Consider the following 22,725-nt stretch of genomic DNA (forward strand, 5'->3'; position numbering starts at 1 on the left):
TTTTGCTGCACTCAACCAGTTGACAGAAAGAAGAAAGTCAATATTTAGTGTTAGTACCAAATGACCAATAATAGGCAGTAGTTGACGGTCATTTCCTAAAATACTTGAAGTTCTGAGAACCTGTGTAACCAGAAGCTTTTGCCAGTTCCGCCAAGTTTTGCACTCCACTATAAGTTTGACCCTTGATGATCCAAGTGGGGTAGCTTTTAATATTGGCGGCTTGACACAATTCTGGTTTAGCTTTTGGGCTATCGGCAGCGCACTCAACCTTATTATTATCGTCAATGATCTTGTAAGCTTCTTTCCCAAATATCAGCTTTTGTTCGTGGCAGTGAGGACACCAATAAGCAACGTATTCTTTAGCGCCTATGTTTACAAGATGACGTGCTAGGGCGATTTCTGCTTCACCAGAAGTGGTGGTGATTTCCCACCCAAATTCTGGGTTGGGATCTACCTTGGGAGTAAAGGGCGGAATTTGCCCGGTTTTTCCTACCGTTGCTTCTGCTGACACATCTGCTGGCACATTCGATTGGTTGACACCAGCATAGACCCCTAAAGTACCTATCAGCGTCACCATGCCCACAATCAGGGCGGTAAAGAAGATTTGCCCAATATCCTCCCAATCTCGACCGATAATGGTCAGCACCAACAGACTGAGGGAAAAGAAAGCCGAGCCAATACAGTAAGGACAAATGGCTTTGATTTGGAATGCCAGCAGGTACATTAGGTAGCCGCTGAAGACGGACATGGCGATCGCCCCAATCAACAGCCCCCACCACGTCAAGTTTTCTAGTTGTTTGCGGCTCTGGTTATTTTCTGCTGAGTTAAATGCTAAGGGAGCAAAAGCTAAAATCACCATACTGGTGTAGGCCAAAAATCCAAATAAGGCTAATGGCTGACCTAAAACGGTCGCCCAAGGACTAGAAAGTACATCGTTACAGCCCTTAACACCAGCTTGGGCCGCACAATTAGCACTGCCCCCTGTTAACTTTTCAAAGGTGAGATAACCTGTTGTTAGGGCACCACATCCGGCGATCGCTCCAATCAATGGACGCGACCATTTATGAATCCAAGGAGTAGAACGGCGGCGAATCATAAGTATTAGTCATTGGTCATTGGTCATTGGTCATTAGTGATTGGTCATTAGTGATTGGTCATTAGTGATTGGGTATTGGGTATTAGAAAGATTTTCCATTACCAATTACCAATTACCACTTACCCATTACCAATTACCCATTACCCATTTTACGAATGTAGCTTTACTGAAGAAATTGATTTGCTTTCGCTTTTGGAGTTCCAACTGCGGCGTGCGGCTTCCACAAATTGACTGACGCGAATCGGATCAATTGGTTGCTCAATCTTTTCGTGGCGTTTCAGGGAACTGGAAACGATTACACCATCTGCTGCCTGCATTAGGGTAGCGATATTTTCCCAATTAGCCCCACTACCGATGAACACTGGTGTGCCAGATGCCGCGCCGCAAGCCAGTTCCAAATCTTCTTGGTTAGGTGGGCTACCAGTAGCCCAGCCGGATAAAATCACCGCATCTGCCAAACCCCTTTCAATTGTGTCTTTGACGGCGACTGTGAGATTTGGAGAACTCAACGGACGAGCGTGCTTCACCAATACATCAGCAAAGATTTTGACATCAGATCCCAATTCTCGCCGATAGCGGAGTAATTGATGGGCATCTCCCTCGATTAATCCCTGATCCGTTGCCATTACCCCTGTGAGGACATTGACGCGGATGAATTGTGCCCGTACGCAGCTGGCGATCGCGATCGCGCTTTTGCCATCGTTCCGCAAAACATTTAAGCCCACAGGCAAAGTCACTAAATTCTGTATTTGCTGCACCACTACAGTCATCGCACTCACAACCGCTGGATCGACTTGGTTTTTAGTAAACGGTGCGTCGAAAAAATTTTCCACAATAATGCCGTCTACCCCTCCACTAGCGAGAGCTGTTGCTTCTTGTTCAGCGCGATCAATCACCGCTTGCAGGCTACCTCCCCAACGGGGAGAGGTAGGCAGTGGTAGTAGGTGAACTACGCCAATAATCGGTGTTCGAGTTTTAAATAACTGATATAAGTCCACGTCTTTAATCCGCTTCGCGGAGTCCAGAGTCTAGAATTTTTTGACTATTGACCATTAACCCTTGACTCTTGACTTTTAACTAAACTAGTCACATTTGTTTTATCCTGGTCAGTCTGCTGCTTCCTCCATAAGGTGGAAATTGGCATCAAACCTCCCATAAGATATGTTAAGATAAAACCTGGCTACAAGAGGAGTTTGCCACTCACAAGACACAAGGCAGCTTTCCGTGGTTTAGGCGTCCCGCCCGCGCATCGTCGAGGGCTTTGCCTGACAGCCAGGTTAGCATTACTGCTTGATAGGCGTAGTCGCGTTTGCGATTTCCCTGAGGGTAGCGACTTCTCACAACAAGCCCTTTGGGCGGCTTCCCGATGGGTAGATTAACAACGCACACGCTGCGGTAATATAAAATACCAATAAGCGACTTGTTAGCAAAAGATTATGAGTGTCATAAGTACCCAAAGACACTTCAATTTACCCTGGGAAACAGATTAATAAAAATATCATAGCATGACCTCGATCTCCATCAGTGATTAGGGTCACCAGTCCACGTGTATTTGCTAGCAGTGGGAGTCTGTCACTGCTTTGTCCTCATGAGGGTGCGGGTAAGGAAAGCGCCTAGCTAGTGCTTGAATGTTTGACTACAAGAAAAAAAAAGTGAAGATTTTTTCAAAATATGGGTGATAAGCCAACAATTGCCATTTCTCACCTAGGCTGCGAGAAAAATAGAATTGATACGGAACACATGTTAGGACTGCTGGTAGAAGCAGGCTACGGTGTTGATACAAATGAAGAGTTAGCCGATTACGTTATTGTCAATACCTGTAGTTTTATTGAAGCCGCCAGGGAAGAATCTGTCAGAACTTTAGTAGAACTGGCAGAAGCTAATAAAAAAATTGTCATCACCGGCTGCATGGCACAGCACTTTCAATCACAATTGTTGGAGGAGTTGCCCGAAGCAGTAGCCGTGGTTGGTACAGGCGATTATCACAAAATTGTCAATGTCATTGAACGGGTAGAACAGGGAGAGCGGGTTAAACTCGTTAGTGCGGAACCTACCTATATTGCCGATGAAAATACACCGCGCTACCGCACTACAACCGAAGGCGTTGCCTACCTGCGGGTTGCCGAAGGATGTGATTATCGTTGTGCATTTTGTATTATTCCCCATCTACGAGGAAACCAGCGATCGCGTACTATTGAATCGATAGTCGCCGAAGCCAAGCAGTTGGCTAGTCAAGGGGTAAAAGAAATTATTCTGATTTCCCAAATCACCACCAATTATGGTTTGGATATTTACGGAAAACCGAAGCTAGCCGAGTTGCTGCGTGCTCTGGGAGAAGTAGATGTACCGTGGATCAGAATGCATTACGCTTATCCTACCGGACTAACCCCAGAAGTGATGGCGGCGATCCAAGAAACACCCAATTTCTTGCCTTATTTAGATTTGCCCTTGCAACATTCTCATCCAGAGATTCTCCGCGCCATGAACCGTCCCTGGCAAGGACGCGTGAATGACGGGATCATAGATCGCATTAAGAGTGCGCTACCATCAGCTGTGCTGCGAACAACATTTATCGTTGGGTTCCCTGGAGAGACACAAGAGCATTTTGAACATCTACTGGAGTTTATCCAGCGACATGAATTTGATCATGTTGGTGTCTTTACCTTTTCGCCGGAGGAGGGAACCCCCGCTTTCAATCTACCCAATCAGTTGCCACAAGAAGTAATGGCAGAGCGCCACCACAGAGTGATGGAACTCCAGCAACCAATATCGCAAAAGCAAAATCAACGGGAAGTAGGCAAAATTGTTGATGTCCTGATTGAGCAAGAAAATCCTGAAAGTGGTGAGTTAATAGGCCGTTCAGGTAGATTTTCCCCAGAAGTCGATGGTCAAGTCTATGTTAAAGGCGTTGGCGCAGCTTCTCATAGAGAAGCGAAGTTAGGAACCATCGTGCCAGTAGCGATTCAAAGTGCCGATGCCTACGACCTCTATGGTCAAGTTGTCAATAGTCATTAGTCATTGGTCATTAGTCATTGGTCATATTTTTATGCCCTATGCCTTTTGCCCCATGTCCTGATTTACAAATAAGTATCGGCTGACAATTCCAAAAGTAAAAGTAAAATCTAGGAGAGTTGATGAATCTTTCGTTTCAAGAATTAGGTATTTCCCAGGAACGTGTTGAGCAATTAGAAAAAATCGGCTTTACCGAACCCACCAATATCCAAGTCCAAGCTATTCCCATATTGCTGGCGGGTCGTGATGTCGTAGGTCAATCCCAAACTGGAACCGGCAAAACCGCAGCATTTTCGCTGCCAATTTTAGAGCGGCTGGATATTAATCAAAGAGCCGTGCAAGCCTTAGTTTTAACCCCGACTCGTGAATTAGCAATGCAAGTTCACGATGCGATCGCCCAATTTATTGGCGATGAAGGTTTACGGGTATTAGCAATTTACGGTGGTCAATCAATTGACCGCCAAATGATGCAACTCAAACGTGGCGTTCACATGGTTGTGGGCACCCCAGGACGGGTAATCGATTTACTAGATCGCGGCTGTCTGAAGCTTGATCAAGTGAAGTGGTTTGTCTTAGATGAAGCTGATGAAATGTTGAGCATGGGCTTTATCGACGACGTGATTAAAATCCTGTCTCAAGCCCCTGTAGACCGCCAAACAGCTTTATTCTCGGCGACAATGCCGCCGTCGATTCGCTCCTTGGTCAACAAGTTTTTGCGATCGCCAGCGACTGTTACCGTTGAACATCCCAAAGCCTCACCCAACAAAATCAATCAGGTAGCTTACCTGATTCCCCGCCACTGGACAAAAGCCAAAGCCTTACAGCCAATTCTGGAAATGGAAGATCCAGAAACAGCTTTAATCTTTGTTCGCACCAGACGCACAGCAGCGGAACTTACCAATCAATTACAAGCCGCTGGACACAGTGTTGATGAATACCACGGTGACTTGTCTCAACAAGCGCGGGAACGCTTATTAAGCCGATTCCGAAACCGTCAGGTGCGCTGGGTGGTAGCAACTGATATTGCGGCACGGGGATTAGATGTTGATCAACTGTCTCACGTAATCAACTACGACTTACCCGATAGCGTCGAAACCTACGTCCACCGTATTGGCCGGACTGGTCGTGCTGGTAAAGAAGGAACAGCGATTTCTCTAGTACAACCATTTGAGCGCCGCAAACAGCAGACATTTGAACGTCATAACCGCCAAACTTGGCAAGTGTTGACAATTCCGACAAGGGCGCAAATTGAAGCCCGCCACATCATGAAATTGCAAGGACAGGTAGCTGAAGCTTTGACAGGCGAACGCCTAGCTTCATTCTTGCCCATTATCAGCGAATTGATTGAAAAATACGATGCTCAAGCGATCGCAGCTGCGGCATTGCAAATCGCTTATGATCAAACCCGTCCTGCTTGGTTGCAAACAGAAGATGTGCCTGTAGAGGATAATTCCCCAACTCCCAAACCCAAATTGGGCAAGCGCCGTGAGTCTTCTGGCGAATATCCACGAGGTGGCGGTGGCGATCGCGATCGTAATCGCTCTTGGTCTAAATCAGACAACAACGGAGATGGCGACAGACGCAGCAGTGGAAGTCCCAAGCCCAAATTGCGGACAACAAACAGCCGCGATGCTTATCCATCACCTAACAATCAAAAGCTAGGTTCACCTACAGTCAGAGAATAGAGTCGTAACTGCTTAGTAATTGATTATTTCTGAGTATTTCCCCGCTAGACTCAGAACTCAAATCTAACGACTTAAAGGGGCGGCTAACTTGTTCTAGCTCCCCCATCTCATCAATCAAGAAATCTCCAGCCCAAAGCGCCGACATTCTGTTGTACCTGTGGGCTGATTTCACTCCCGCAATGGCAATTAGTGCCCCTGAGCAATTAACCAGTTGAGGGCTACTTGAGCAGGGGTACAACTATATTTTTTACTAATATTCTAGAATCAAGAGATTAATATATTAACTTTTTGCACTTACTCTTGACTAAATAATCGTTTGATGAATTCGACTATTTATAAACAAAATATTAAGTAAGGTGTGTTACGGCACAAACTAAAAATAGCGAAAATACAGTACAGATTATCGTAGACAACAATGTTGTGCCCTTACCTGTGTACTTCATTTACCTGAAAAATGCTGTAAATAGACTGGGAACGAGACAAAAGTGAACTAGATACCCGACTTCTCTAAGAAGTCGGGTATCTCAACCTATAGTGGTCATATCTTTTCCAAGACCAAGAACATACAATGGGTATATCCCATCAAAAAGTTCTTCTCTTCCTACTCCGGGGAATAGTTTCATTATGCTCCAAAGATTATATGTACATAACTTTAGATGTTTAGAAAACTTTGAACTGACCATGAAAGAGATGCCATCTGTTCTCTTGATTGGAAAAAATGGTGTGGGTAAATCAACTATTGCCACTGCATTAGAAGTATTTCAATCTATTGGTAGAGGTATCAATAGATTGCGCGAACTTGTTAAGTCTAAAGATTTTGCTCGTGGCAGGTCTGATGTTCCCATTCGATTAGAAATGGAGGTATTACTTAAGGGTAAAATATATAAATATATTCTTGCTTTGGAGTTGCCAGAAAAATTTAAAGAGCTTAGAGTCTTTGAAGAACAATTGTTAGTTGAAGGAGAACCAATTTACTCTCGAAAAGAAGCTCAAGTTACTCTTTATACTACCTCAAAAAATCGTGAGGCTCAGTTTATGGTAGATTGGCATCTGGTAGCCCTCCCAGTCATTCAAGAGCAATCTGAAACTGATCCGCTTCATATTTTCAAAACTTGGCTTGCTCACATGATTATTTTAGCCCCTATTCCCAGTTTGATGACTGGAGACTCTAACGGTGAAACTTTGGAGCCAAAGCGAGAGGGTTCAAATATCGGGGAGTGGTTTTCTGGTTTACTCGGTCGCTATCCTGCGGCCTACAGAGAGGTTGAAAAATATCTCCGAAAAGTTATGCCAGACTTTCAAGATTTTCTCAATGAACTTATCGGTAAAGACTTCAAAAATTTGATTGTTCAGTTTGAAGCAAATAAGGCAAATTTGAGTGTTGATTTTCAAGACTTATCTGATGGCGAAAAATGTTTTTTCCTTTGTGCTATCGTATTAGCCGCTAACAAATTTTATGGGCCAGTTTTTTGCTTTTGGGATGAGCCTGACAACTATCTCTCCATATCAGAAGTTGGACATTTTATAACATCCCTGCGACGCTCATTTAAGAATAGCGGGCAAATTCTAGTGACTTCTCATAATCCTGAAGCAATCCGAAAATTTTCCAATGAAAATACATTTGTACTTGATCGAAAAAGTCACTTAGAGCCAACTTTGATTAGACTGCTTAGTGAAATGTCTGTTCAGGGCGATCTGATCAATGCTTTGATTTGTGGCGATATAGAACTATGAGCATCAATAAGTTTGTACCGCACATTCTTGTCTTGCCAGAAGATGATGCTAATCGCCAGATTGCCAACGGATTTATTCAGGATTTAAACCTGAATGAGCGTGCTATTCAAGTCCTTCCAATTGCTGGTGGTTGGAAAAAAGTTGTGGATAAATTCATAGAGGATCATGTCAATGTAATGCGACAATATCGAGAAACAAGGATTGTTTTACTTATTGATTTTGACGAGTGTGAAGATAGATTAAGTTATGTAGAAAGTCGTATTCCAGAGGATCTAATAGATAGAGTATTCGTTTTGGGAGTACAATCTAACCCAGAGAGCCTAAGGAGAGACATCCAAAAGAGTTTGGAGACTATTGGAGAAACTCTTGCAAATGATTGCGCTGAAAACAGAAATGAATTATGGACACATCCTCTTCTCATACACAATCAACCTCAGTTAGAACAGATGATTTTATCTGTTAAACCCTTTCTGTTTAACAATAAATAACCTATTTATAAAAATACTAAAGTTGCAAAACATAAGATACCCCCAACCCCCCTTAAAAAGAGGGGCTAAGATAAATGATTAATTTAGCCAAGGGCGGGTAATTTGCTCTAACTCCCCAACTTCATCATCAGTCAATCTCCAACCCAAAGCGCCGACATTTTGTTTTACCTGTTCTGCGGTTTTGACTCCCGCAATGGGAATTACATTTCCCTGAGCAATTAACCAGTTAAGCGCAACTTGTGCAGGAGTGCGATAGCTTCGCTCGCCGCAGGCATCGCATTTTTCACCAATACTCTGAAGTAAAGAAATCACAGGGTTAAGTTTTTGCATTCCCTCTTGACTAAATTTTTTGTCTATGCTTCTAGCTCCGGTGGGTTTGCTTGCCCCTGTATACTTACCTGTGAGCAATCCCTGAGCTAAAGGACTATATGCCAAAATAGTCACACCCAACTCGCGGGCAGTTTGGAAAATACCGTTACTTTCTATTTGGCGATTTAGCAAAGAATAACGTACTTGGTTTACCGCTAAAGGTACTCCACGGTTTGCCAAAATTTGGTGTACATCTCGCATTTGTGCTGCCGAGTAATTACTTACACCAACTGCACCAATTCTACCCCGCTTCACTTCATCAGCGAGGGTATTCATTAAAGTTTCTTGACTTAAAAAGAAGGCAAAGGGCCAATGCACTTGGTAAAGTTCAATTCGCTCTAATTGTAGGCGTTTGAGACTATCTGTTAAGGCATCAGAGACAGATTTCGCATTAAATCTCCAAGGTACGGGGCCAAATTTCGTGGCAATTTGGACTTTTTGAGGTGTCTGTTTCATGAATTGCCCCAAAAATTCTTCGCTTTTTCCCATCCCGTAAATTTCCGCCGTGTCAAAGAAGTTAACACCAGCTTCTAAAGCGGCTGTAAAAGCTGCTTGCAACTGTTCTGGCCCATAGCCATCGCCATAATTCCAAAAGAGTTTATCGCCCCAAGCCCAAGTACCAATGCAAAGGGGTGTAACTGCTGGGCCATTTCGCCCCAAGGTGATGGTTTCCATATTGGTAAGATTTATTTTCTTTACATTTATTTACTTTTCTAGTTTATCGTTTTCCACAAAACTGAAAAAAGAAGGCGATATCAGAGGAAACTCTAGAGACGTCAGGGGTTTCAGTTTATCTTAAGTTAAAGGTAGATTAAATCCTGTCAACCATACCAAAAAGTAGCTATGGCAAGCGGTGATACATTTGATACCCCAACGAAATCCTTAGCTGTGCCCAGGGTCAATGTGTTGACCATGTTTCGGCTGGGTTTATTTCAAATGGGATTGAGTATGATGTCAATTTTGACTCTGGGGGTACTTAACAGAGTCATGATTCAGGAAATAGCAATTCCGGCAACGCTGGTTTCTCTCGTGCTAGCAATGCCGGCTTTTGTTTCTCCTTCCCGCATCTGGTTTGGTCAAATGTCAGATGCTAAACCGTTATGGGGCTACCACCGCACAGCTTATGTTTGGGTGGGAGCAGCGATTTTTGCGATCGCCGCTTTTTTAGCGGTACAAGTAATGTGGCAGTTAAACGCGGCAACTGGTAATGCTACTAGCTGGGTATGGACAACCCAAACAATCGGCTGGATAGCAGTTCTAGGTTTAGTCTTCGCTGTCTATGGTTTAGCAATTTGTGCCAGCGGTACTGCCTTTGCAGCTTTGTTAGTTGATATATCTGAAGAAGACAACCGCTCTAAAGTCGTTGGTATTGTTTGGTCAATGCTGATGGTGGGTATTATTGTCGGGGCAATTATCAGTTCCAGCCTGCTGAAGCAATTAACAGCAGATGCACCCATAGAAACTTTACAAGCAGCGATAAACAGGTTGTTTGTGGTCGTCCCTGCTGTTGTCTTTGGGCTGGCGATTGTAGCGACTTTCGGTGTAGAGAAAAAATATTCCTTTTTCGCTAACCGTTCTACACCAGCGAAGCGGGAAGATAGCGTTTCTTTAGGTAAAGCTTGGAAAATCTTAACAGCTAGTCCGCAAACAGGTTTGTTTTTCACCTTTTTATTGGTGATGACTATTAGCTTGTTTATGCAAGATCCAATTTTAGAACCTTATGCGGGGCAGGTGTTTAATATGCCCTTAGCTGAAAGTACCAGACTGAATATTTTTTACGGTACTGGGATATTAATAGCTTATGGCGTCACAGGCTTTTTGATTGTGCCACGTTTGGGTAAGCGTAAAACTATCCGCCTTGGCTGTTTTTTGGTGGCATTTTGTGCGGTATTACTAGGTTTATCGGGATTTACTGCTAATCCCGCTTTCCTGAAACTAGGTTTAGTCCTTTTTGGGTTAGCTACTGGTTTTGTGACTACCGGAGCAGTTAGCTTGATGCTAGATCTCACAGTTGCAGAAGCCGCAGGCACGTTTATTGGTGCTTGGGGATTAGCTCAATCTATATCTAGGGGAATAGCAGTGGTAATTGGCGGGGCGCTGTTAGATTTGGGGCGCAATCTGTTACCTAACTTGGTACTAGCTTATGGACTGGTATTTGCTCTAGAAGCTGTGGGGATGGTGGTGTCGATTTGGTTTCTGAACCGGGTGAACGTGACAGAGTTTCAAACGAATACCAAACAAGCGATCGCATCTGTGTTGGAAAGTGATTTAGATTGAAGGGGATTGGAAAGATTCTTTCCCAATGACTAATGACCAATGACCAATGACTAATGACTAATGAATGATTTTTGGACGACGATTCTGGATTTTGCCCAAACAACCACTACCAGAGTGGGACAGCAACTGATGCAAGATTTTGGGCAGGTGCAAGCTTTGCAAAAAGCTGATGGTAGTTTGGTAACACAAGCCGATAAATGGGCAGATCAGGAAATTCGGGATGCGATCGCTTCCACTTTCTCAGGTTATGGCATTTTAACCGAAGAAAGCGAACACACTTTCCCAGGTACAGAATGGTGTTGGGTAATTGATCCTTTAGATGGCACAACCAACTTTACACGGGGTATTCCCATTTGGTCGATTTCCCTGGGTTTACTCTACAAAGGCACACCGATTTTTGGTTATGTTTACGCACCCCCATTAAATCAAGCTTTTCACGGTTTTTGGCCAGGTACATCTGGGTTAACAACACCAACTGGAGCATTTGTTAATCATCACCCCATCCACACTAGTAGCGACGATCCTAGTAGCAATCACTGTTTTAACCTCTGTTCTCGCAGTACTGGAATTATTCAACCAGGCTTTCCCTGCAAACAGCGGATGCTAGGTGTTGCGAGTTACAACTTTTTGATGGTAGCAACAGGGGCAGCTTTGGGAGGCGTTGAAGCGACACCCAAAGTTTGGGATATAGCAGGCGTTTGGGTAATTATCCAAGCTGCTGGTGGGAGTTGGAAATCCCTCAAGTCTGAGCCATTTCCTTTAACGCCTGGAGAAGATTATGGCGATCGCTCTTTTCCCACTTTAGTAGTTAGTCGTCCAGAATTACTTCCGGTGTTTACACCATATCTCGAAGGTGTAAAAATCTAAGAGACGTGTGTTTGTTCCTAAGTTAGCAACACACTTCGGGATTTTCACACTCCCGCGAGGTTTTATGAAAGGACTTTGGCTCGAAAATAACCAGTTACAATTCCGCACAGACCTAGACATTCCCGAACCGCCGCCGGGAGAAGCAAGAGTGCGTGTCTTGCGTGCGGGTATCTGTAACACAGACTTAGAATTGCTCAGAGGCTACTATCCCTACACGGGCATTTTAGGACATGAATTTGTTGGTATTGTCGAACAAGGGCCAGAACATTTAGTGAACCAGCGGGTAGTTGGCGAAATTAACGCTGTCTGTGGAAAATGTCGCTTTTGTCGCAGCGGAAAACCGACACACTGCGAAAACCGTACTGTTTTGGGCATTGTCAACCGTCACGGGGCTTTTGCGGAATATCTCTGTTTACCAGTGGAGAATTTGCATTGCGTACCTGAAAATATTTCTACAGAAGCCGCGACTTTTACTGAACCTGTAGCCGCAGCTTTGGAAATTCAGCAGCAAGTTCCATTGTCTGCAAATGATCGGGTGCTAGTTGTGGGAGATGGCAAATTGGGGCAACTGGTAGCGCAAACACTGGCCTTAACTGGCTGTGATTTATTGGCAGTGGGGCGGCATCGAGATAAATTGGCTAATCTAGAGGCACGGGGGATTAAAACTGGATTAGCTGATGCGGTGACAGATAGAGCCTTTGATATTTCAGTTGAGTGTACAGGTAATCCAGAAGGATTTGCGATCGCACGTCGCGCCTTGCGTCCCCGTGGAACCTTAGTACTTAAAAGTACATATTCTGGCAACCTTAGTCTAGATGCTTCCTCTTTAGTAGTAGACGAAATTACGCTGATCGGCTCCCGCTGTGGACCTTTTCCCGCTGCATTAGAACTACTAGCCACAGGAAAAGTTGATGTCCAACCGTTAATTCATGCCCGTTACCCCCTCACCCAAGGACTTGCTGCTTTTGAAAATGCTCAGAGTCGGGGTGTTTTAAAGGTTTTGTTAGAAATTAGTCATTAGTAATTTGCCCCACCTTTGGACATCTCTAATACAGATAAGGATTGGTCTTTGCCTGAAAGTCAGAACAATCAATCGCTTCTTCTGTATTAGCAATAGATGGGTGTACAGTGCATTTGAGGCGATAATCGGCGGTAAAAAATTGGCAGTTAGTACAGGGGATTTGATGCATTTGCTTGGCTGTAGTGACACTATCTCGTGCCGCAGTCCACAGACTCAAAACGACGAGGATAATTACAGTCCAAGCAGCGATAAAGCAAATAGGGATAAATAACGGTTGAATCCCCTGAATAAGTAAAGATATCAGTTGTGACACGGCAACTCCTGATACAAATTAAGAGCTAGAAGTATGATAACTCCTAACTCTCGATTCTTTACTTCTGACTAAAGAGGTATTAAATTAAACGCCAGCATGACCAAGTGCTAAACCAGTGACAAGCATTCCCAGAACGAGGAACGGTTGGGCGCTAGCTTGATATTTAACGTCATTGGCCACAGGGTCACGCAAGAAATACATATCCTGCAAAGTGATTTGCGGGATGATTAACAGCACGAGAATTGCCGCGTACAAATTCTCATGGATACTGACGAGATAAGCGGCAACCAAGCCTTGAAATAAATCAATCATCACTACACAAATCCAGGAGGCAGTAGTGATGCCAAACATCACTGGTAAAGATTGTAAGCCCAATTGGCGATCGCCTTCTACACTCTTAAAGTCATTAACAATGGCAATGCCTAATCCTGCCAAGCTGTAAAACAGAGTCAGAACCACAATCTTCCAATTGAGGTCACCAAACAAAGCATGACCAGCCCACCAAGGTAAAGCAATGTAACTTGCTCCTAAGGCATAGTTACCCAACCAGCCATTTTGCTTCAGTTTTAGGGGAGGTGCAGAGTAGATATAGGCGATAAAACAACCAAACACAGCCAAGGCTGTGACATTGGGGAACTCATGACCAGCCCACACATCCAAAACAAATGCCAAGCCAATCCCCGACAAGAATAATAATACTATCTGCGTAATTACTTGGCGTTCAGAAATTGCCCCAGAGGGGATGGGGCGGTATGGTTCATTAATAGCATCAATTTCGCGATCGTAGTAATCATTCAGAGTTTGAGTGTAACCCGCAAGCAGAGGCCCAGACAACAACATACAAGCTGCTGCCTTCAACACATTTTCCAGCGACCATATATAGTTACCAGAAGAAGCCGCACCACAGACTACACCCCAAATTAAGGGAATCCAAGTGATCGGCTTCATCAGTTGCAAACGGATCTTCCAGATGGAAGTTTCCCCAGGTGCTGCACCTTTCATCCCCAGCATTTGCCTGGTTTTAGCACCGCGAGTGGCAGTGGTTATGGCTTGCTCACTGGGATTAATTACTACTGAGTCTATTGCCTCAGATGAATTGGGATTTGGGGTAATAGGAGTTGATTCGGACATAAGCTGGTTAGGGAATTGGGAAAAAGGTAATTGGTAATGAGTAATTGGGAAAAAGGAAAAAACTATTTACCCATTCCCGATTACCCATTACCCATTACCTATTAGCTAAAACGAAATTATCAAATAATTATTTTGAAACTTAGCTCCCGTAACGGGCTTGCCACTCAGGGCAGGGGGTAGGGATATATTACGCCGTTGGTCTCCTGCTTCCACAGTGACTTCTGGGCCATACTGGGTGAGTTTTACTTGTGTTTTGTCAAATCCTGGCAAGAACAGACGTACTTGACGATTATGGATGTCAATTTCAATTGGTTTGGGAGAGCCAACTGCTTGCTGCACAAAGTTAGGTAGGGCATCTATCAGCGGTTGCCAATCACCCGTTGGTGAGTCGGGAACAATGCTTACAGATAAAGGGGCAAATTCGGCTGACAGATTAACCTTCGTATCAGAGGACACTAAAATCACACCACCAACAATTAGACCAATTTGTTGAGCACTGCCCCAAAGATAACGAGCATTTGCTACCTCAATCGGGTCTTCGTTAGTCACCAAAAAGGCCGCGAGGCGCTGGGGGTCAGCGAGAGCAGCTTTACCCTTTTCTAAGAAATTGTTGGCTTGGTTGGTGGGTTGGGCGAAGTTATCTGCTGTCCAGTTGACATTGAAAAAACTACTAATCAGCGGTTGAATCAAGGGCGATTCTGCAATTGTCTTCCCTAAATCAGAGTTGATAAATAATTGCCGAAATCGCCGGACATACCAACTCAAAGACTCTGGTAGTCCCAACATCCGCAGGGTGAAAGAGTCACCTGTGCCATCGTAGACGATCGCATCATATTTACCACTGGCATCATATTCGCGGATCGCATTCAGAGCTAGGGCGCTGTCCATTCCCGGCAAAGCTACCAGTTCTTGACCATAAACTTCTTTGAAGATAGGCGTGCGGAGATATTGCGCCTCAAGTTTTTTCACTTCCTCCCAGTTGCGTTCAAGCAGTACAGATGCTTGAAACTGTACTGCTTGCAAATTGGGAGCGATTTCCTGGGGATCGGGAGCAATGTTCGTACCTAGCAGCATCGGCAACGTTGGTTCTGCAAGTCCTGCTAGGAGCACGCGCTTGCCTTGACTTGCCAACAGCTTGGCAGCGGCGATCGCGATTTTGGTACGAGTGATGCCGCTTTTACCCAAAAATGTCAGTATTAGGGCCATTACTTGATTCTCAATTATCGCCGGTCTGATCAACTCCAACTTAACACTCAACAAATCTTCTCGGCTGATGCTAAAAATTCAGATCGGCCCAAAAGCCTGCGCTGAGTTCTCTCTACTGCACAGCTTTGATTTCATCTTCAAAAAACCAGGTGGACGAATTGTCGTCAAATAGCACCACCACACCGATGCCACAACCATCAGTAACTTTGTAGTCTTGGATGATGCCCACTTGTCCTAGTTTCTTGACGATAGGGGAAGAAACGCGATCGCGTAAACGAAAGACTTTAACCTTTTGTCCGATTTCCATGCCTAATCCAACGCAATAAACCAAGTCTCAGTGTAGCCGAATCCGTGACTCAGCTGATACGAATTCAGAGTGATCTGGGGAGATCGGGTTAAAATTAAACTGACAACCAAGCAGGTACACACCCATGTTTGTCACAGCGCCACAGTTAGAACCGCAGATGCCTCTGATGGTAACAAGAGTGCCGACACCAGAGGAAGCTGCGATGGCGGCACAGCAGCAGGCATCTGCGGCGGAATTACGGTTAGAACAAGAGCAGATGCGATCGCTCGGAGTTGATCCAGATAATTTGAGTTAGAGAATATGTATCAGAATAATCCTCCTCTGCCACCGCAAGAAACTATGCCGACGATGTATGATTTACCCAGCGAATTAGTGGGAGAATCGGGCTTGCCAGACGAATTTCATGGTATACAGGCTGATTTACTCAGTGAAACTTGTCAGCCTCCCAATTATTCATCTGAGGAAATCTTACTTGCCAGCGACTTGAACCTTTACTATGACCCCCGCCATCCTTTGTGGTACAAGCGCCCTGATTGGTACATGGTATTGGGAGTACCTAATGCTGGCCAACAAAAAGACCTGCGTTTAAGTTACGTTGTTTGGCAAGAGGGAATTGATCCATTTTTAGTCGTTGAATTACTCTCACCAGGAACAGAACAAGAGGACTTGGGACAAACACTAAGGGAGGTAAACCAACCACCCACAAAGTGGCAAGTATATGAACGTATTTTGCGGGTTCCTTACTACGTTGTCTATGACCGCTATGAAAATCAGTTGCGCGCCTTTCGACTTAATGGCACTCGTTATGAAGCGATACCTCTAGCAGAGAACCGTTTCTGGCTGGAAGAGTTAGAACTTGGCTTGGGGTTGTGGCAGGGTAGTTATCAGCAGACAATAGGTTTATGGTTGCGCTGGTATGATGCGACGAGCTGGACGCCAACGTTGGCAGAACGAGCAGACCAAGAACGCCAACGAGCAGACCAAGAACGCCAACGAGCAGACCAAGAACGCCAACGAGCAGAGCGACTAGCACAGTATTTGCGATCGCAGGGAATTGATCCAGATAGTTTTAATTAAGTAATACCATAGTGTTTATTTAGATTCTTGTCTGCGTATATAGCCGTAGACTTGTTACTCGAAGAGATAGTTTTATAGTTGACTTTAATATGTCAATATGGTTTGAAAAATAAGCTATAACCTACGCATTGACCGAAACAATCAAGTATAGAGTGGAAATTTTCAGGCATTAAAGTAAAGTTTAGCTTTTACACCATAGTGAGCGATCTGCACTCCTGTAGCAGCGCTGATCGCCAACAGTCGGAAACGACCGAATTTCGTTAGCACACATAACCGTCGATTTGCCCAGTGCATAAGTCATATAGCTTCTTTTTATCAGAGGATTTTTGGAACTAACTGATTAATCAACTGGTCTTGCAGAAGTAGTATGTGCTTAGGAGTAGAAAAGTGACAGTTGATAACTTTTGTATTAAATAGAAAATCTTGTTGTGAAAAAAGCTCTGATTACAGGACTAACTGGACAAGACGGTTCTTACCTCGCCGAACTGCTCCTAGCCAAAGGATACCAAGTGTTTGGCTTAGTCCGTCGCTCTAGTTCCAGCAACCTAGATCGCATCACCCACCTTTCAGGCAACGTCCAAATCCTTTCTGGTGACCTCCTAGATCAATCTTCCTTGATGGATGCGATCGCTGAATCACAACCCGACGAAATTTATAACCTAGCCTCTCAAAGCTACGTTCCCCTATCTTGGACACAACCAGCCTTGACTGCTGAATACACAGCCCTTGGCGTCTCCCGCCTCCTAGAATCCATTCGGCGCTGCAAACTAGATGCCAAATTCTACCAAGCCTCCAGTAGCGAAGTCTTCGGTCAACCCGACGAATCACCCCAAACCGAACTCACTGCCTTCCGTCCCCGTAACCCCTACGGTACCGCCAAAGCTTACGCCCACTGGATGACTGTCAACTATCGGCAAAAATATAACCTCTTCAACTGCTGCGGCATCACCTACACTCACGAATCACCTAGACGCGGCACAGAATTTGTATTTCGCAAAATCACGCACACAGTTGCCCAAATCAAACTTGGTCTAGCTAATGAACTCAAATTAGGCAACCTAGATGCCCGACGCGACTGGTGCTACGCCAAAGATGCCGTTTATGCCATGTGGCTGATGTTGCAACAAGAACAACCCAACGACTACATCATCGCCAGTGGTGAAACCCACTCTGTTAGAGAACTTGTGGAATGTGCTTTCAATTACGTTGGTTTAAACTGGCAAGATTACGTCTCAGTTGATCCTGCCTTTTATCGCCCTGACGAACCCGTGCAGTTGATTGGTTGCATTGATAAAATCAAGACCAAGATAAGCTGGCAGCCTGAGTACACCTTTAATCAATTAGTCGAGTTAATGGTAGACTACGACCTGAAAAAATTGAGCAGTCAGATCGACTAACTTTCTCATGAAAGTGATAGTTCATAAGTTTTTGATTTAACAGTGCTTTTTAAAATAAACTATGGTAGGCTAATGCGGCAAAGTGTACTCCAATAGTATAAAGTGCGTGAATAACTTGCCTGTGGTGTGTGGTGGTGTTTGAGGATGACGGTTTCGCTTAAAAATAATTCAAATTGGTTGCAAGTACGGCGCTATTGGGAATTGCTGCACGTTTTAGTAGCGCGGAATCTCAAAGTGCGTTACCGAGGCTCGTTTCTAGGCGTCTACTGGTCACTGTTGAACCCGTTGATTATGACAGGGTTGTACACTGCGATTTTTGGGGCAACCTTTGCATCCCACTATGGCAATTCGATACTGAACTATGTATTGGCAGCCTTTACGGGTCTAGTGGTTATCAATTTTTTCTCCGCTTGTACCTCTCAGGCTTTGAGTAGCGTGGTAGTTAACGGCTCACTTTTGAATAAAATTCGTTTGCCAGTAAGCATCTTCCCAGTATCGATGACAGCAGCGAATGTGTTTCAGTTTGCGATCGGGGTTTTTCCTTTGCTGGCAGTGATAACTTTTATTAATTCCAAGAGTTTAGTGAGCGTGCTGGCGCTACTGTTTCCATCTCTGGCACTGATTTTTGTTTCTATGGGAGTTGGATTTTTAGTCAGTGCTTTATACGTGTTTTTTAGAGATGTACCTTATTTTTATGAGTTAGTTGTATTTGTAATCTGGCTCAGTAGTCCCATATTTTATCCAGCAGCTATTGTTCCACCGCAGGTAAAGCAGTTTTTAGGTTTAAATCCGTTATCACCAATTATTGAAAGTCTGCGTCAGATTACATTATCAGGAGCGCCACCGGATTTAGGTTTAATTTGGGGTGCATTACTCAGTGGCATAATTATTTTGTCGATGGGATGGACTTGTTTTCACTTGTGGCGAAATCAATTCATGGATTTGTTGTAAATGGAAGTAATTCGCCTGGATCAAGTTTCGCTCTGGCGTCGGACTCAAGAAGAGTTTTCTTATGACCTCAAAAAAACTCTCCTATCTGTTTTGGAGGGCAAGTATCGCCAGCCAGCAAAAAAGTTAGTCCTAGACCAGATTAATTTGGTTATAAACGCGGGTGAGAAGTTAGGTATTATTGGAGCCAATGGTTCTGGTAAATCTACAATACTGAAAATAATTTCTGGAATTCTTCAACCAACCACTGGCTCAGTCAGGGTGCGGGGTCAAATTGCGCCATTAATTGAACTGGGTGCAGGGTTTGATCCAGAAATTTCTGTGATGGATAATATTTTGCTTTATGGCGTACTTTTAGGATTTTCCAGGGCAGAGATGCGGGAAAGAGCACAGTCAATTTTGGATTTTGCAGAATTGCAAAATTATTCTTTAGTCCCAGTCAAGGGTTTATCTTCGGGTATGGTAGCGCGTTTAGGGTTTGCTATCGCTACTGATATCCAACCAGATATTTTGATCTTAGATGAAGTATTATCGGTGGGAGATGAGAGTTTTAAAAATAAGTGCAAACAAAGAATTGATAGTTTTTGGCATGGGGAGTCCACGGTTTTGGTAGTATCACACTCTATGGAATTTATCCGTGAGTCATGTCAGCGGGTAGTCTGGCTAGACAAAGGAAAAATAAAATTTTGTGGACAAGCTAATGAAGCTGTTGATTATTACCTTAGATCTGTAAGTTAACAATATATAGAGGAAGGTTAGTGGGGAATATGCCAGTTTGGCGAAGATATATTTTTAATTGATGGTAGAGTCAAGTTTAAAGGCGCATCTCCCAATATATTTCTTCCAGAGTGAGATGCTCTTGGCTAGTTAGTGTAGTATCTAAAAAACTGAGGTAAAAACTTAATGCAATTACAGGAAATTAACGTATTAGTAGATGGATATAATTTAGAAATGATAGAAGGGACAGGTATAAAAACCTATGGTGTTACTTTAATTAAAGCCTTAACGTCTTTAGGAGCAAATGTAGATATATTATGTAGTCGTAATAGTAAAAGTAATAGTAATAATTTGATTTTAAATGAAGCTTTATTTTTTGATAGACCAAATAGTAATAGCGCTATCGTAAAAGCTAAGATTATTTTTTTCGTAGCTATTCAAAAAATTTATCAGGCACAAAAAATACCAGTTAGTAACTTTGTTATTAAACAAGATGCCGACTACATTTTTGATTATTTAGCAAATTCAGGTAATATTTTTAATCTTGATGACTGTTACAGAATAGCTAATAATGCGTACAAATTGCTTCAAATAAAAACAAAGGTAAATATTAAAAAAAAAATAGACATTTGGCATGTAACGTATCCAGTTCCTATCAAAGTAAACAATGCCAAGAAAATCACGACAATTCATGATTTAATACCCCTCAAGCTTCCTCATACAACCTTAGACGATAAAAAATTCTTTTTCAATATCGTAAAAAATTCGATTAAAGACTCTGCACTAATCTTAACAATTTCGGAAAGTACAAAAAAAGATATTTTACATTGCTTCGACATCCATCCAGATAAAATTCATTTAACATATCAACCAATAATTGATAACAATTCGTTAATTAAAGATGATTTAGTACCCATTTTCTTGAGAAAATATAAACTTAAGTTTAAAAAATACATTCTTTTTGTAGGTTCGATAGAACCTAAAAAAAATGTGGGAAGATTAATAGACGCCTATAGTAGACTAGATACTGAAATGCAGCTAGTCATCGTTGGTAAGAAAGGATGGTTATGGGAAGGCGAAATTGGCAAATTAGAAGCGATTTTTGGTAAGGGATTTACTAGAAAGGTAAAGTTACTTGAATATGTCACAAGGCAAGATTTGAGCTACTTGTATAAAGGTGCTTTTTGCTTTGTTTTTCCATCCTTATATGAAGGATTTGGGTTACCACCTTTGGAGGCAATGTCCTTGGGATGTCCGGTAATCACATCTAATATTGCTTCTTTACCAGAAGTTTGTGGAGATGCTGCTATTTATGTAGATCCATATAATTCTGAAGAGATTAGAGTGGCAATTGAAAATTTAATCAATAATCCTCATTTGCAAACACAACTCGTAGAAGCAGGCAAAGAAAGAGTAGAGTTTTTTAGTATGGAAAATTATACTAAGAAACTGTATGAAGCCTACACTAAAATTATTTAGTTAACTAAATGTAATTGCTGACTTAAGGAGATAATTATGCCATTTCCAATCAATGATGACTTCTGGTTAAATACAGCACAGTTTTTACAGGAGAATGTTAGTGAGGAAGATAAAATAATAGCTAATAGTGAATTTATAGAAAAAATTTCCAATACGATAGCTTACCCTTCAAACTGGAACACAGAATTGACTAACTATCAATGGGTAGTTATTCATAAGGGGATGATGGATGAACTAGACTATCTTTTTCTAAAACAAATAATAGAAGATTTTATCCCAGTATTTGCTAATGAAGTATTTGTTGTTTTTTCTAAAGAACATAAGCTTTCTACAGTAGATACTACATTAGTTCATTGGCAATCATTTATAGATAATATGAAAGTTCAAGAAAGAGCTTATCAAATTTCACCTATAATCTTTAAGAAAGTTGAGCAAATTTTAATCCCTTTACTGCAAAAGATAGATGTGATGGAGGAGGTTATAGCTAAATTGACAACAGAAAAAACAAATCAATTAGTTAAACAGGATTCTGTAGCCGCTAATCCAGATTATTCGACTCTCTCTGTACCAAAGATTAAAGAATTAATGAATAGCAGATACAACTCTCACAACGCTTATAATATGGTGTGTTTGTGGGATGAGGTGAGAGCTACAGAACTCACCAGACATACGATGGCAGCAATTTTACCAGCCAAAGATAGTACAATACTTGAAATTGGTTGTGGAAATGGAGGTAGTGCTACTTATATAGATGAATGCAAAGAATATATTGGGACAGATCTTTCAGAAGTAGCAGTATCTCAGGCGAATATTGCCTATAGCAAAAAACAAAATTTCAAATTTATAGCGATGGATGCGATGAAGCTAGAATTTGAAGAAAACAGGTTCGATGTTGTCATTGCGAGAGAAGTAATAGAGCACCTACCCAACCCTATAGATTGTATTAAGGAAGCATTTAGGGTATTAAAAAGCGGTGGAATTTTTGTTGTTACTTCACCTAACCGTGATAGTCTTCACTTGCGTGTTAATAGAATGCTTGGATATGAAGATTTTAAGTGTTCATTCGATCATATAAAAGAATTCACATATAACGAAGCAGCAGAAATGCTAACTCAAGTAGGATTTAAAATTAAGGATACAAAAGGTGCTTTTTTAATGCCGTATTGGGGTATAAACAACGTAGATTCACCTGTTCGTGATTTAACTGATAATGACCCAACAATCGTTGAAACTCTGAGAGACTTAGGTGATCGAGTTGGCGCTGAGTATGCGTTCTGTTTCATTATCATATGTGTCAAACCGTAGATAATATTAAATATTTTGGTTCTTCAGTACCTGTTATGCCAAACTACTAGTTAAAAACCACAATTGTACTTTGAAATAACACGTAAAACGCTCAAGGTGACTAAAAATCAAAAAATGTTAGCAAATAACGCTTATTACCCAGTATCGGCAAGCATTTTGAGATTTAGTTGAGCGATTTTAGCATACTAACTACTGAAGAGCCAATATGTTTGATCACCCATATTATCTATAAAAACACAGCAATGCTGTACCTTAATCCTTGGAATCTTGATTGGGACAGATATTATGTAAAGGTA

General features: G+C 42.6%; 23 protein-coding genes and 1 pseudogene. 14 read left to right on the top strand and 10 right to left on the bottom strand.

The window, feature by feature from the left end; all coding sequences use genetic code 11:
- Positions 1 to 88: 88 nt before the first annotated feature.
- The 3 genes from CYLST_RS06610 to CYLST_RS34250 form a co-directional block, all read right to left on the bottom strand.
- A complete protein-coding gene (locus tag CYLST_RS06610) occupies positions 89 to 1,096 on the bottom strand; it encodes a vitamin K epoxide reductase family protein (RefSeq protein ID WP_015206926.1) in 1,008 nt (335 codons plus the stop codon).
- A 149-nt stretch (positions 1,097 to 1,245) separates the two neighbouring features.
- The gene (gene btpA / locus CYLST_RS06615) at positions 1,246 to 2,094 is read right to left on the bottom strand and encodes a photosystem I biogenesis protein BtpA (protein ID WP_015206927.1); all 849 of its coding nucleotides are present in this window, start codon (positions 2,092 to 2,094) and stop codon (positions 1,246 to 1,248) included.
- 202 nt (positions 2,095 to 2,296) lie between these two features.
- Positions 2,297 to 2,437 carry a hypothetical protein gene (locus CYLST_RS34250; RefSeq protein ID WP_157162542.1) on the bottom strand — a complete coding sequence of 47 codons (141 nt, stop codon included), beginning with the start codon at positions 2,435 to 2,437 and terminating at the stop codon, positions 2,297 to 2,299.
- Between the two features lie 330 nt (positions 2,438 to 2,767).
- Here CYLST_RS34250 and rimO point away from each other — a divergent pair, with 330 nt between their 5' ends.
- Positions 2,768 to 4,111 (top strand): 30S ribosomal protein S12 methylthiotransferase RimO, encoded by a 1,344-nt coding sequence (gene rimO / locus CYLST_RS06620; RefSeq protein WP_015206928.1) that lies wholly within the window; start codon positions 2,768 to 2,770, stop codon positions 4,109 to 4,111.
- 119 nt (positions 4,112 to 4,230) lie between these two features.
- Complete coding sequence (locus tag CYLST_RS06625; protein ID WP_015206929.1) at positions 4,231 to 5,793, top strand: DEAD/DEAH box helicase; 1,563 nt, start codon at positions 4,231 to 4,233, stop codon at positions 5,791 to 5,793.
- 73 nt (positions 5,794 to 5,866) lie between these two features.
- Here the strand turns inward: CYLST_RS06625 and CYLST_RS36710 are convergent.
- Positions 5,867 to 6,042 (bottom strand): annotated as a pseudogene (locus tag CYLST_RS36710) (aldo/keto reductase); the annotation flags it as partial.
- A 375-nt stretch (positions 6,043 to 6,417) separates the two neighbouring features.
- Here CYLST_RS36710 and CYLST_RS06630 point away from each other — a divergent pair.
- A complete protein-coding gene (locus tag CYLST_RS06630) occupies positions 6,418 to 7,527 on the top strand; it encodes an AAA family ATPase (RefSeq protein ID WP_015206930.1) in 1,110 nt (369 codons plus the stop codon).
- Positions 7,524 to 8,015 carry a hypothetical protein gene (locus CYLST_RS06635; protein ID WP_015206931.1) on the top strand — a complete coding sequence of 164 codons (492 nt, stop codon included), beginning with the start codon at positions 7,524 to 7,526 and terminating at the stop codon, positions 8,013 to 8,015. The genes CYLST_RS06630 and CYLST_RS06635 overlap by 4 nt, the downstream gene beginning before the upstream one ends.
- Before the next feature lie 78 nt (positions 8,016 to 8,093).
- Here CYLST_RS06635 and CYLST_RS06640 read toward each other — a convergent pair whose 3' ends face one another.
- Entirely contained in the window at positions 8,094 to 9,059 is a 966-nt protein-coding gene (locus tag CYLST_RS06640) for an aldo/keto reductase (protein ID WP_015206932.1), read from the bottom strand.
- Between the two features lie 168 nt (positions 9,060 to 9,227).
- On the opposite strand from CYLST_RS06640, the gene CYLST_RS06645 reads away from it, so the two are divergent.
- The 3 genes from CYLST_RS06645 (at position 9,228) to CYLST_RS06655 (ending at position 12,549) form a co-directional block, all read left to right on the top strand.
- Positions 9,228 to 10,661 carry a BCD family MFS transporter gene (locus CYLST_RS06645; RefSeq protein ID WP_015206933.1) on the top strand — a complete coding sequence of 478 codons (1,434 nt, stop codon included), beginning with the start codon at positions 9,228 to 9,230 and terminating at the stop codon, positions 10,659 to 10,661.
- A gap of 60 nt (positions 10,662 to 10,721) precedes the next feature.
- Positions 10,722 to 11,528, top strand: a complete 807-nt coding sequence (locus CYLST_RS06650; RefSeq protein ID WP_015206934.1) for an inositol monophosphatase family protein — start codon at positions 10,722 to 10,724, stop codon at positions 11,526 to 11,528.
- A 64-nt stretch (positions 11,529 to 11,592) separates the two neighbouring features.
- Positions 11,593 to 12,549: an MDR/zinc-dependent alcohol dehydrogenase-like family protein gene (locus CYLST_RS06655; protein ID WP_015206935.1), complete on the top strand. Its 957-nt coding sequence runs from the start codon at positions 11,593 to 11,595 to the stop codon at positions 12,547 to 12,549.
- A 25-nt stretch (positions 12,550 to 12,574) separates the two neighbouring features.
- On the opposite strand, the gene CYLST_RS06660 is transcribed toward CYLST_RS06655, so the two are convergent.
- The 4 genes from CYLST_RS06660 to petP form a co-directional block, all read right to left on the bottom strand.
- Positions 12,575 to 12,862 carry a hypothetical protein gene (locus tag CYLST_RS06660; RefSeq protein ID WP_015206936.1) on the bottom strand — a complete coding sequence of 96 codons (288 nt, stop codon included), beginning with the start codon at positions 12,860 to 12,862 and terminating at the stop codon, positions 12,575 to 12,577.
- 84 nt (positions 12,863 to 12,946) lie between these two features.
- The gene (chlG, locus tag CYLST_RS06665) at positions 12,947 to 13,993 is read right to left on the bottom strand and encodes a chlorophyll synthase ChlG (RefSeq protein ID WP_015206937.1); all 1,047 of its coding nucleotides are present in this window, start codon (positions 13,991 to 13,993) and stop codon (positions 12,947 to 12,949) included.
- Between the two features lie 105 nt (positions 13,994 to 14,098).
- Positions 14,099 to 15,199 carry a Get3/ArsA fold putative tail anchor-mediating ATPase NosAFP gene (locus tag CYLST_RS06670; protein WP_015206938.1) on the bottom strand — a complete coding sequence of 367 codons (1,101 nt, stop codon included), beginning with the start codon at positions 15,197 to 15,199 and terminating at the stop codon, positions 14,099 to 14,101.
- 112 nt (positions 15,200 to 15,311) lie between these two features.
- The gene (petP, locus tag CYLST_RS06675) at positions 15,312 to 15,506 is read right to left on the bottom strand and encodes a cytochrome b6f subunit PetP (RefSeq protein WP_015206939.1); all 195 of its coding nucleotides are present in this window, start codon (positions 15,504 to 15,506) and stop codon (positions 15,312 to 15,314) included.
- A gap of 124 nt (positions 15,507 to 15,630) precedes the next feature.
- Here petP and CYLST_RS34255 point away from each other — a divergent pair, with 124 nt between their 5' ends.
- The gene (locus CYLST_RS34255) at positions 15,631 to 15,801 is read left to right on the top strand and encodes a hypothetical protein (protein ID WP_015206940.1); all 171 of its coding nucleotides are present in this window, start codon (positions 15,631 to 15,633) and stop codon (positions 15,799 to 15,801) included.
- A 5-nt stretch (positions 15,802 to 15,806) separates the two neighbouring features.
- Complete coding sequence (locus CYLST_RS06680) at positions 15,807 to 16,583, top strand: Uma2 family endonuclease (protein ID WP_015206941.1); 777 nt, start codon at positions 15,807 to 15,809, stop codon at positions 16,581 to 16,583.
- A 162-nt stretch (positions 16,584 to 16,745) separates the two neighbouring features.
- Here CYLST_RS06680 and CYLST_RS36345 read toward each other — a convergent pair whose 3' ends face one another.
- Entirely contained in the window at positions 16,746 to 16,877 is a 132-nt protein-coding gene (locus tag CYLST_RS36345; RefSeq protein ID WP_281172810.1) for a hypothetical protein, read from the bottom strand.
- A 134-nt stretch (positions 16,878 to 17,011) separates the two neighbouring features.
- On the opposite strand from CYLST_RS36345, the gene CYLST_RS06685 reads away from it, so the two are divergent.
- From CYLST_RS06685 to CYLST_RS06705, 5 genes are all read left to right on the top strand, one after another.
- The gene (locus CYLST_RS06685; protein ID WP_015206942.1) at positions 17,012 to 17,980 is read left to right on the top strand and encodes a GDP-mannose 4,6-dehydratase; all 969 of its coding nucleotides are present in this window, start codon (positions 17,012 to 17,014) and stop codon (positions 17,978 to 17,980) included.
- A 144-nt stretch (positions 17,981 to 18,124) separates the two neighbouring features.
- Positions 18,125 to 18,931 (top strand): ABC transporter permease, encoded by an 807-nt coding sequence (locus CYLST_RS06690; protein ID WP_015206943.1) that lies wholly within the window; start codon positions 18,125 to 18,127, stop codon positions 18,929 to 18,931.
- Positions 18,932 to 19,666 carry an ABC transporter ATP-binding protein gene (locus CYLST_RS06695; RefSeq protein ID WP_015206944.1) on the top strand — a complete coding sequence of 245 codons (735 nt, stop codon included), beginning with the start codon at positions 18,932 to 18,934 and terminating at the stop codon, positions 19,664 to 19,666.
- 165 nt (positions 19,667 to 19,831) lie between these two features.
- Complete coding sequence (locus CYLST_RS06700; protein ID WP_015206945.1) at positions 19,832 to 21,124, top strand: glycosyltransferase family 4 protein; 1,293 nt, start codon at positions 19,832 to 19,834, stop codon at positions 21,122 to 21,124.
- A 36-nt stretch (positions 21,125 to 21,160) separates the two neighbouring features.
- Positions 21,161 to 22,429: a class I SAM-dependent methyltransferase gene (locus tag CYLST_RS06705; RefSeq protein ID WP_015206946.1), complete on the top strand. Its 1,269-nt coding sequence runs from the start codon at positions 21,161 to 21,163 to the stop codon at positions 22,427 to 22,429.
- Positions 22,430 to 22,725 lie beyond the last annotated feature (296 nt).

The sequence above is a fragment of the Cylindrospermum stagnale PCC 7417 genome (assembly GCF_000317535.1).
Classification (GTDB): Bacteria; Cyanobacteriota; Cyanobacteriia; order Cyanobacteriales; family Nostocaceae; genus Cylindrospermum; species Cylindrospermum stagnale.

Excerpts from the sequence above, each read along its gene's own strand:
- CYLST_RS06610 (WP_015206926.1), bottom strand. The coding sequence starts at position 1,096 with ATGATTCGCCGCCGTTCTACTCCTTGGATTCATAAATGGTCGCGTCCA.
- rimO (WP_015206928.1), top strand. The coding sequence starts at position 2,768 with ATGGGTGATAAGCCAACAATTGCCATTTCTCACCTAGGCTGCGAGAAA.
- CYLST_RS06625 (WP_015206929.1), top strand. The coding sequence starts at position 4,231 with ATGAATCTTTCGTTTCAAGAATTAGGTATTTCCCAGGAACGTGTTGAG.
- CYLST_RS06630 (WP_015206930.1), top strand. The coding sequence starts at position 6,418 with ATGCTCCAAAGATTATATGTACATAACTTTAGATGTTTAGAAAACTTT.
- CYLST_RS06635 (WP_015206931.1), top strand. The coding sequence starts at position 7,524 with ATGAGCATCAATAAGTTTGTACCGCACATTCTTGTCTTGCCAGAAGAT.
- CYLST_RS06640 (WP_015206932.1), bottom strand. The coding sequence starts at position 9,059 with ATGGAAACCATCACCTTGGGGCGAAATGGCCCAGCAGTTACACCCCTT.
- CYLST_RS06645 (WP_015206933.1), top strand. The coding sequence starts at position 9,228 with ATGGCAAGCGGTGATACATTTGATACCCCAACGAAATCCTTAGCTGTG.
- CYLST_RS06650 (WP_015206934.1), top strand. The coding sequence starts at position 10,722 with ATGAATGATTTTTGGACGACGATTCTGGATTTTGCCCAAACAACCACT.
- CYLST_RS06655 (WP_015206935.1), top strand. The coding sequence starts at position 11,593 with ATGAAAGGACTTTGGCTCGAAAATAACCAGTTACAATTCCGCACAGAC.
- chlG (WP_015206937.1), bottom strand. The coding sequence starts at position 13,993 with ATGTCCGAATCAACTCCTATTACCCCAAATCCCAATTCATCTGAGGCA.
- CYLST_RS06670 (WP_015206938.1), bottom strand. The coding sequence starts at position 15,199 with ATGGCCCTAATACTGACATTTTTGGGTAAAAGCGGCATCACTCGTACC.
- petP (WP_015206939.1), bottom strand. The coding sequence starts at position 15,506 with ATGGAAATCGGACAAAAGGTTAAAGTCTTTCGTTTACGCGATCGCGTT.
- CYLST_RS34255 (WP_015206940.1), top strand. The coding sequence starts at position 15,631 with ATGTTTGTCACAGCGCCACAGTTAGAACCGCAGATGCCTCTGATGGTA.
- CYLST_RS06680 (WP_015206941.1), top strand. The coding sequence starts at position 15,807 with ATGTATCAGAATAATCCTCCTCTGCCACCGCAAGAAACTATGCCGACG.
- CYLST_RS36345 (WP_281172810.1), bottom strand. The coding sequence starts at position 16,877 with ATGCACTGGGCAAATCGACGGTTATGTGTGCTAACGAAATTCGGTCGT.
- CYLST_RS06690 (WP_015206943.1), top strand. The coding sequence starts at position 18,125 with ATGACGGTTTCGCTTAAAAATAATTCAAATTGGTTGCAAGTACGGCGC.
- CYLST_RS06695 (WP_015206944.1), top strand. The coding sequence starts at position 18,932 with ATGGAAGTAATTCGCCTGGATCAAGTTTCGCTCTGGCGTCGGACTCAA.
- CYLST_RS06700 (WP_015206945.1), top strand. The coding sequence starts at position 19,832 with ATGCAATTACAGGAAATTAACGTATTAGTAGATGGATATAATTTAGAA.
- CYLST_RS06705 (WP_015206946.1), top strand. The coding sequence starts at position 21,161 with ATGCCATTTCCAATCAATGATGACTTCTGGTTAAATACAGCACAGTTT.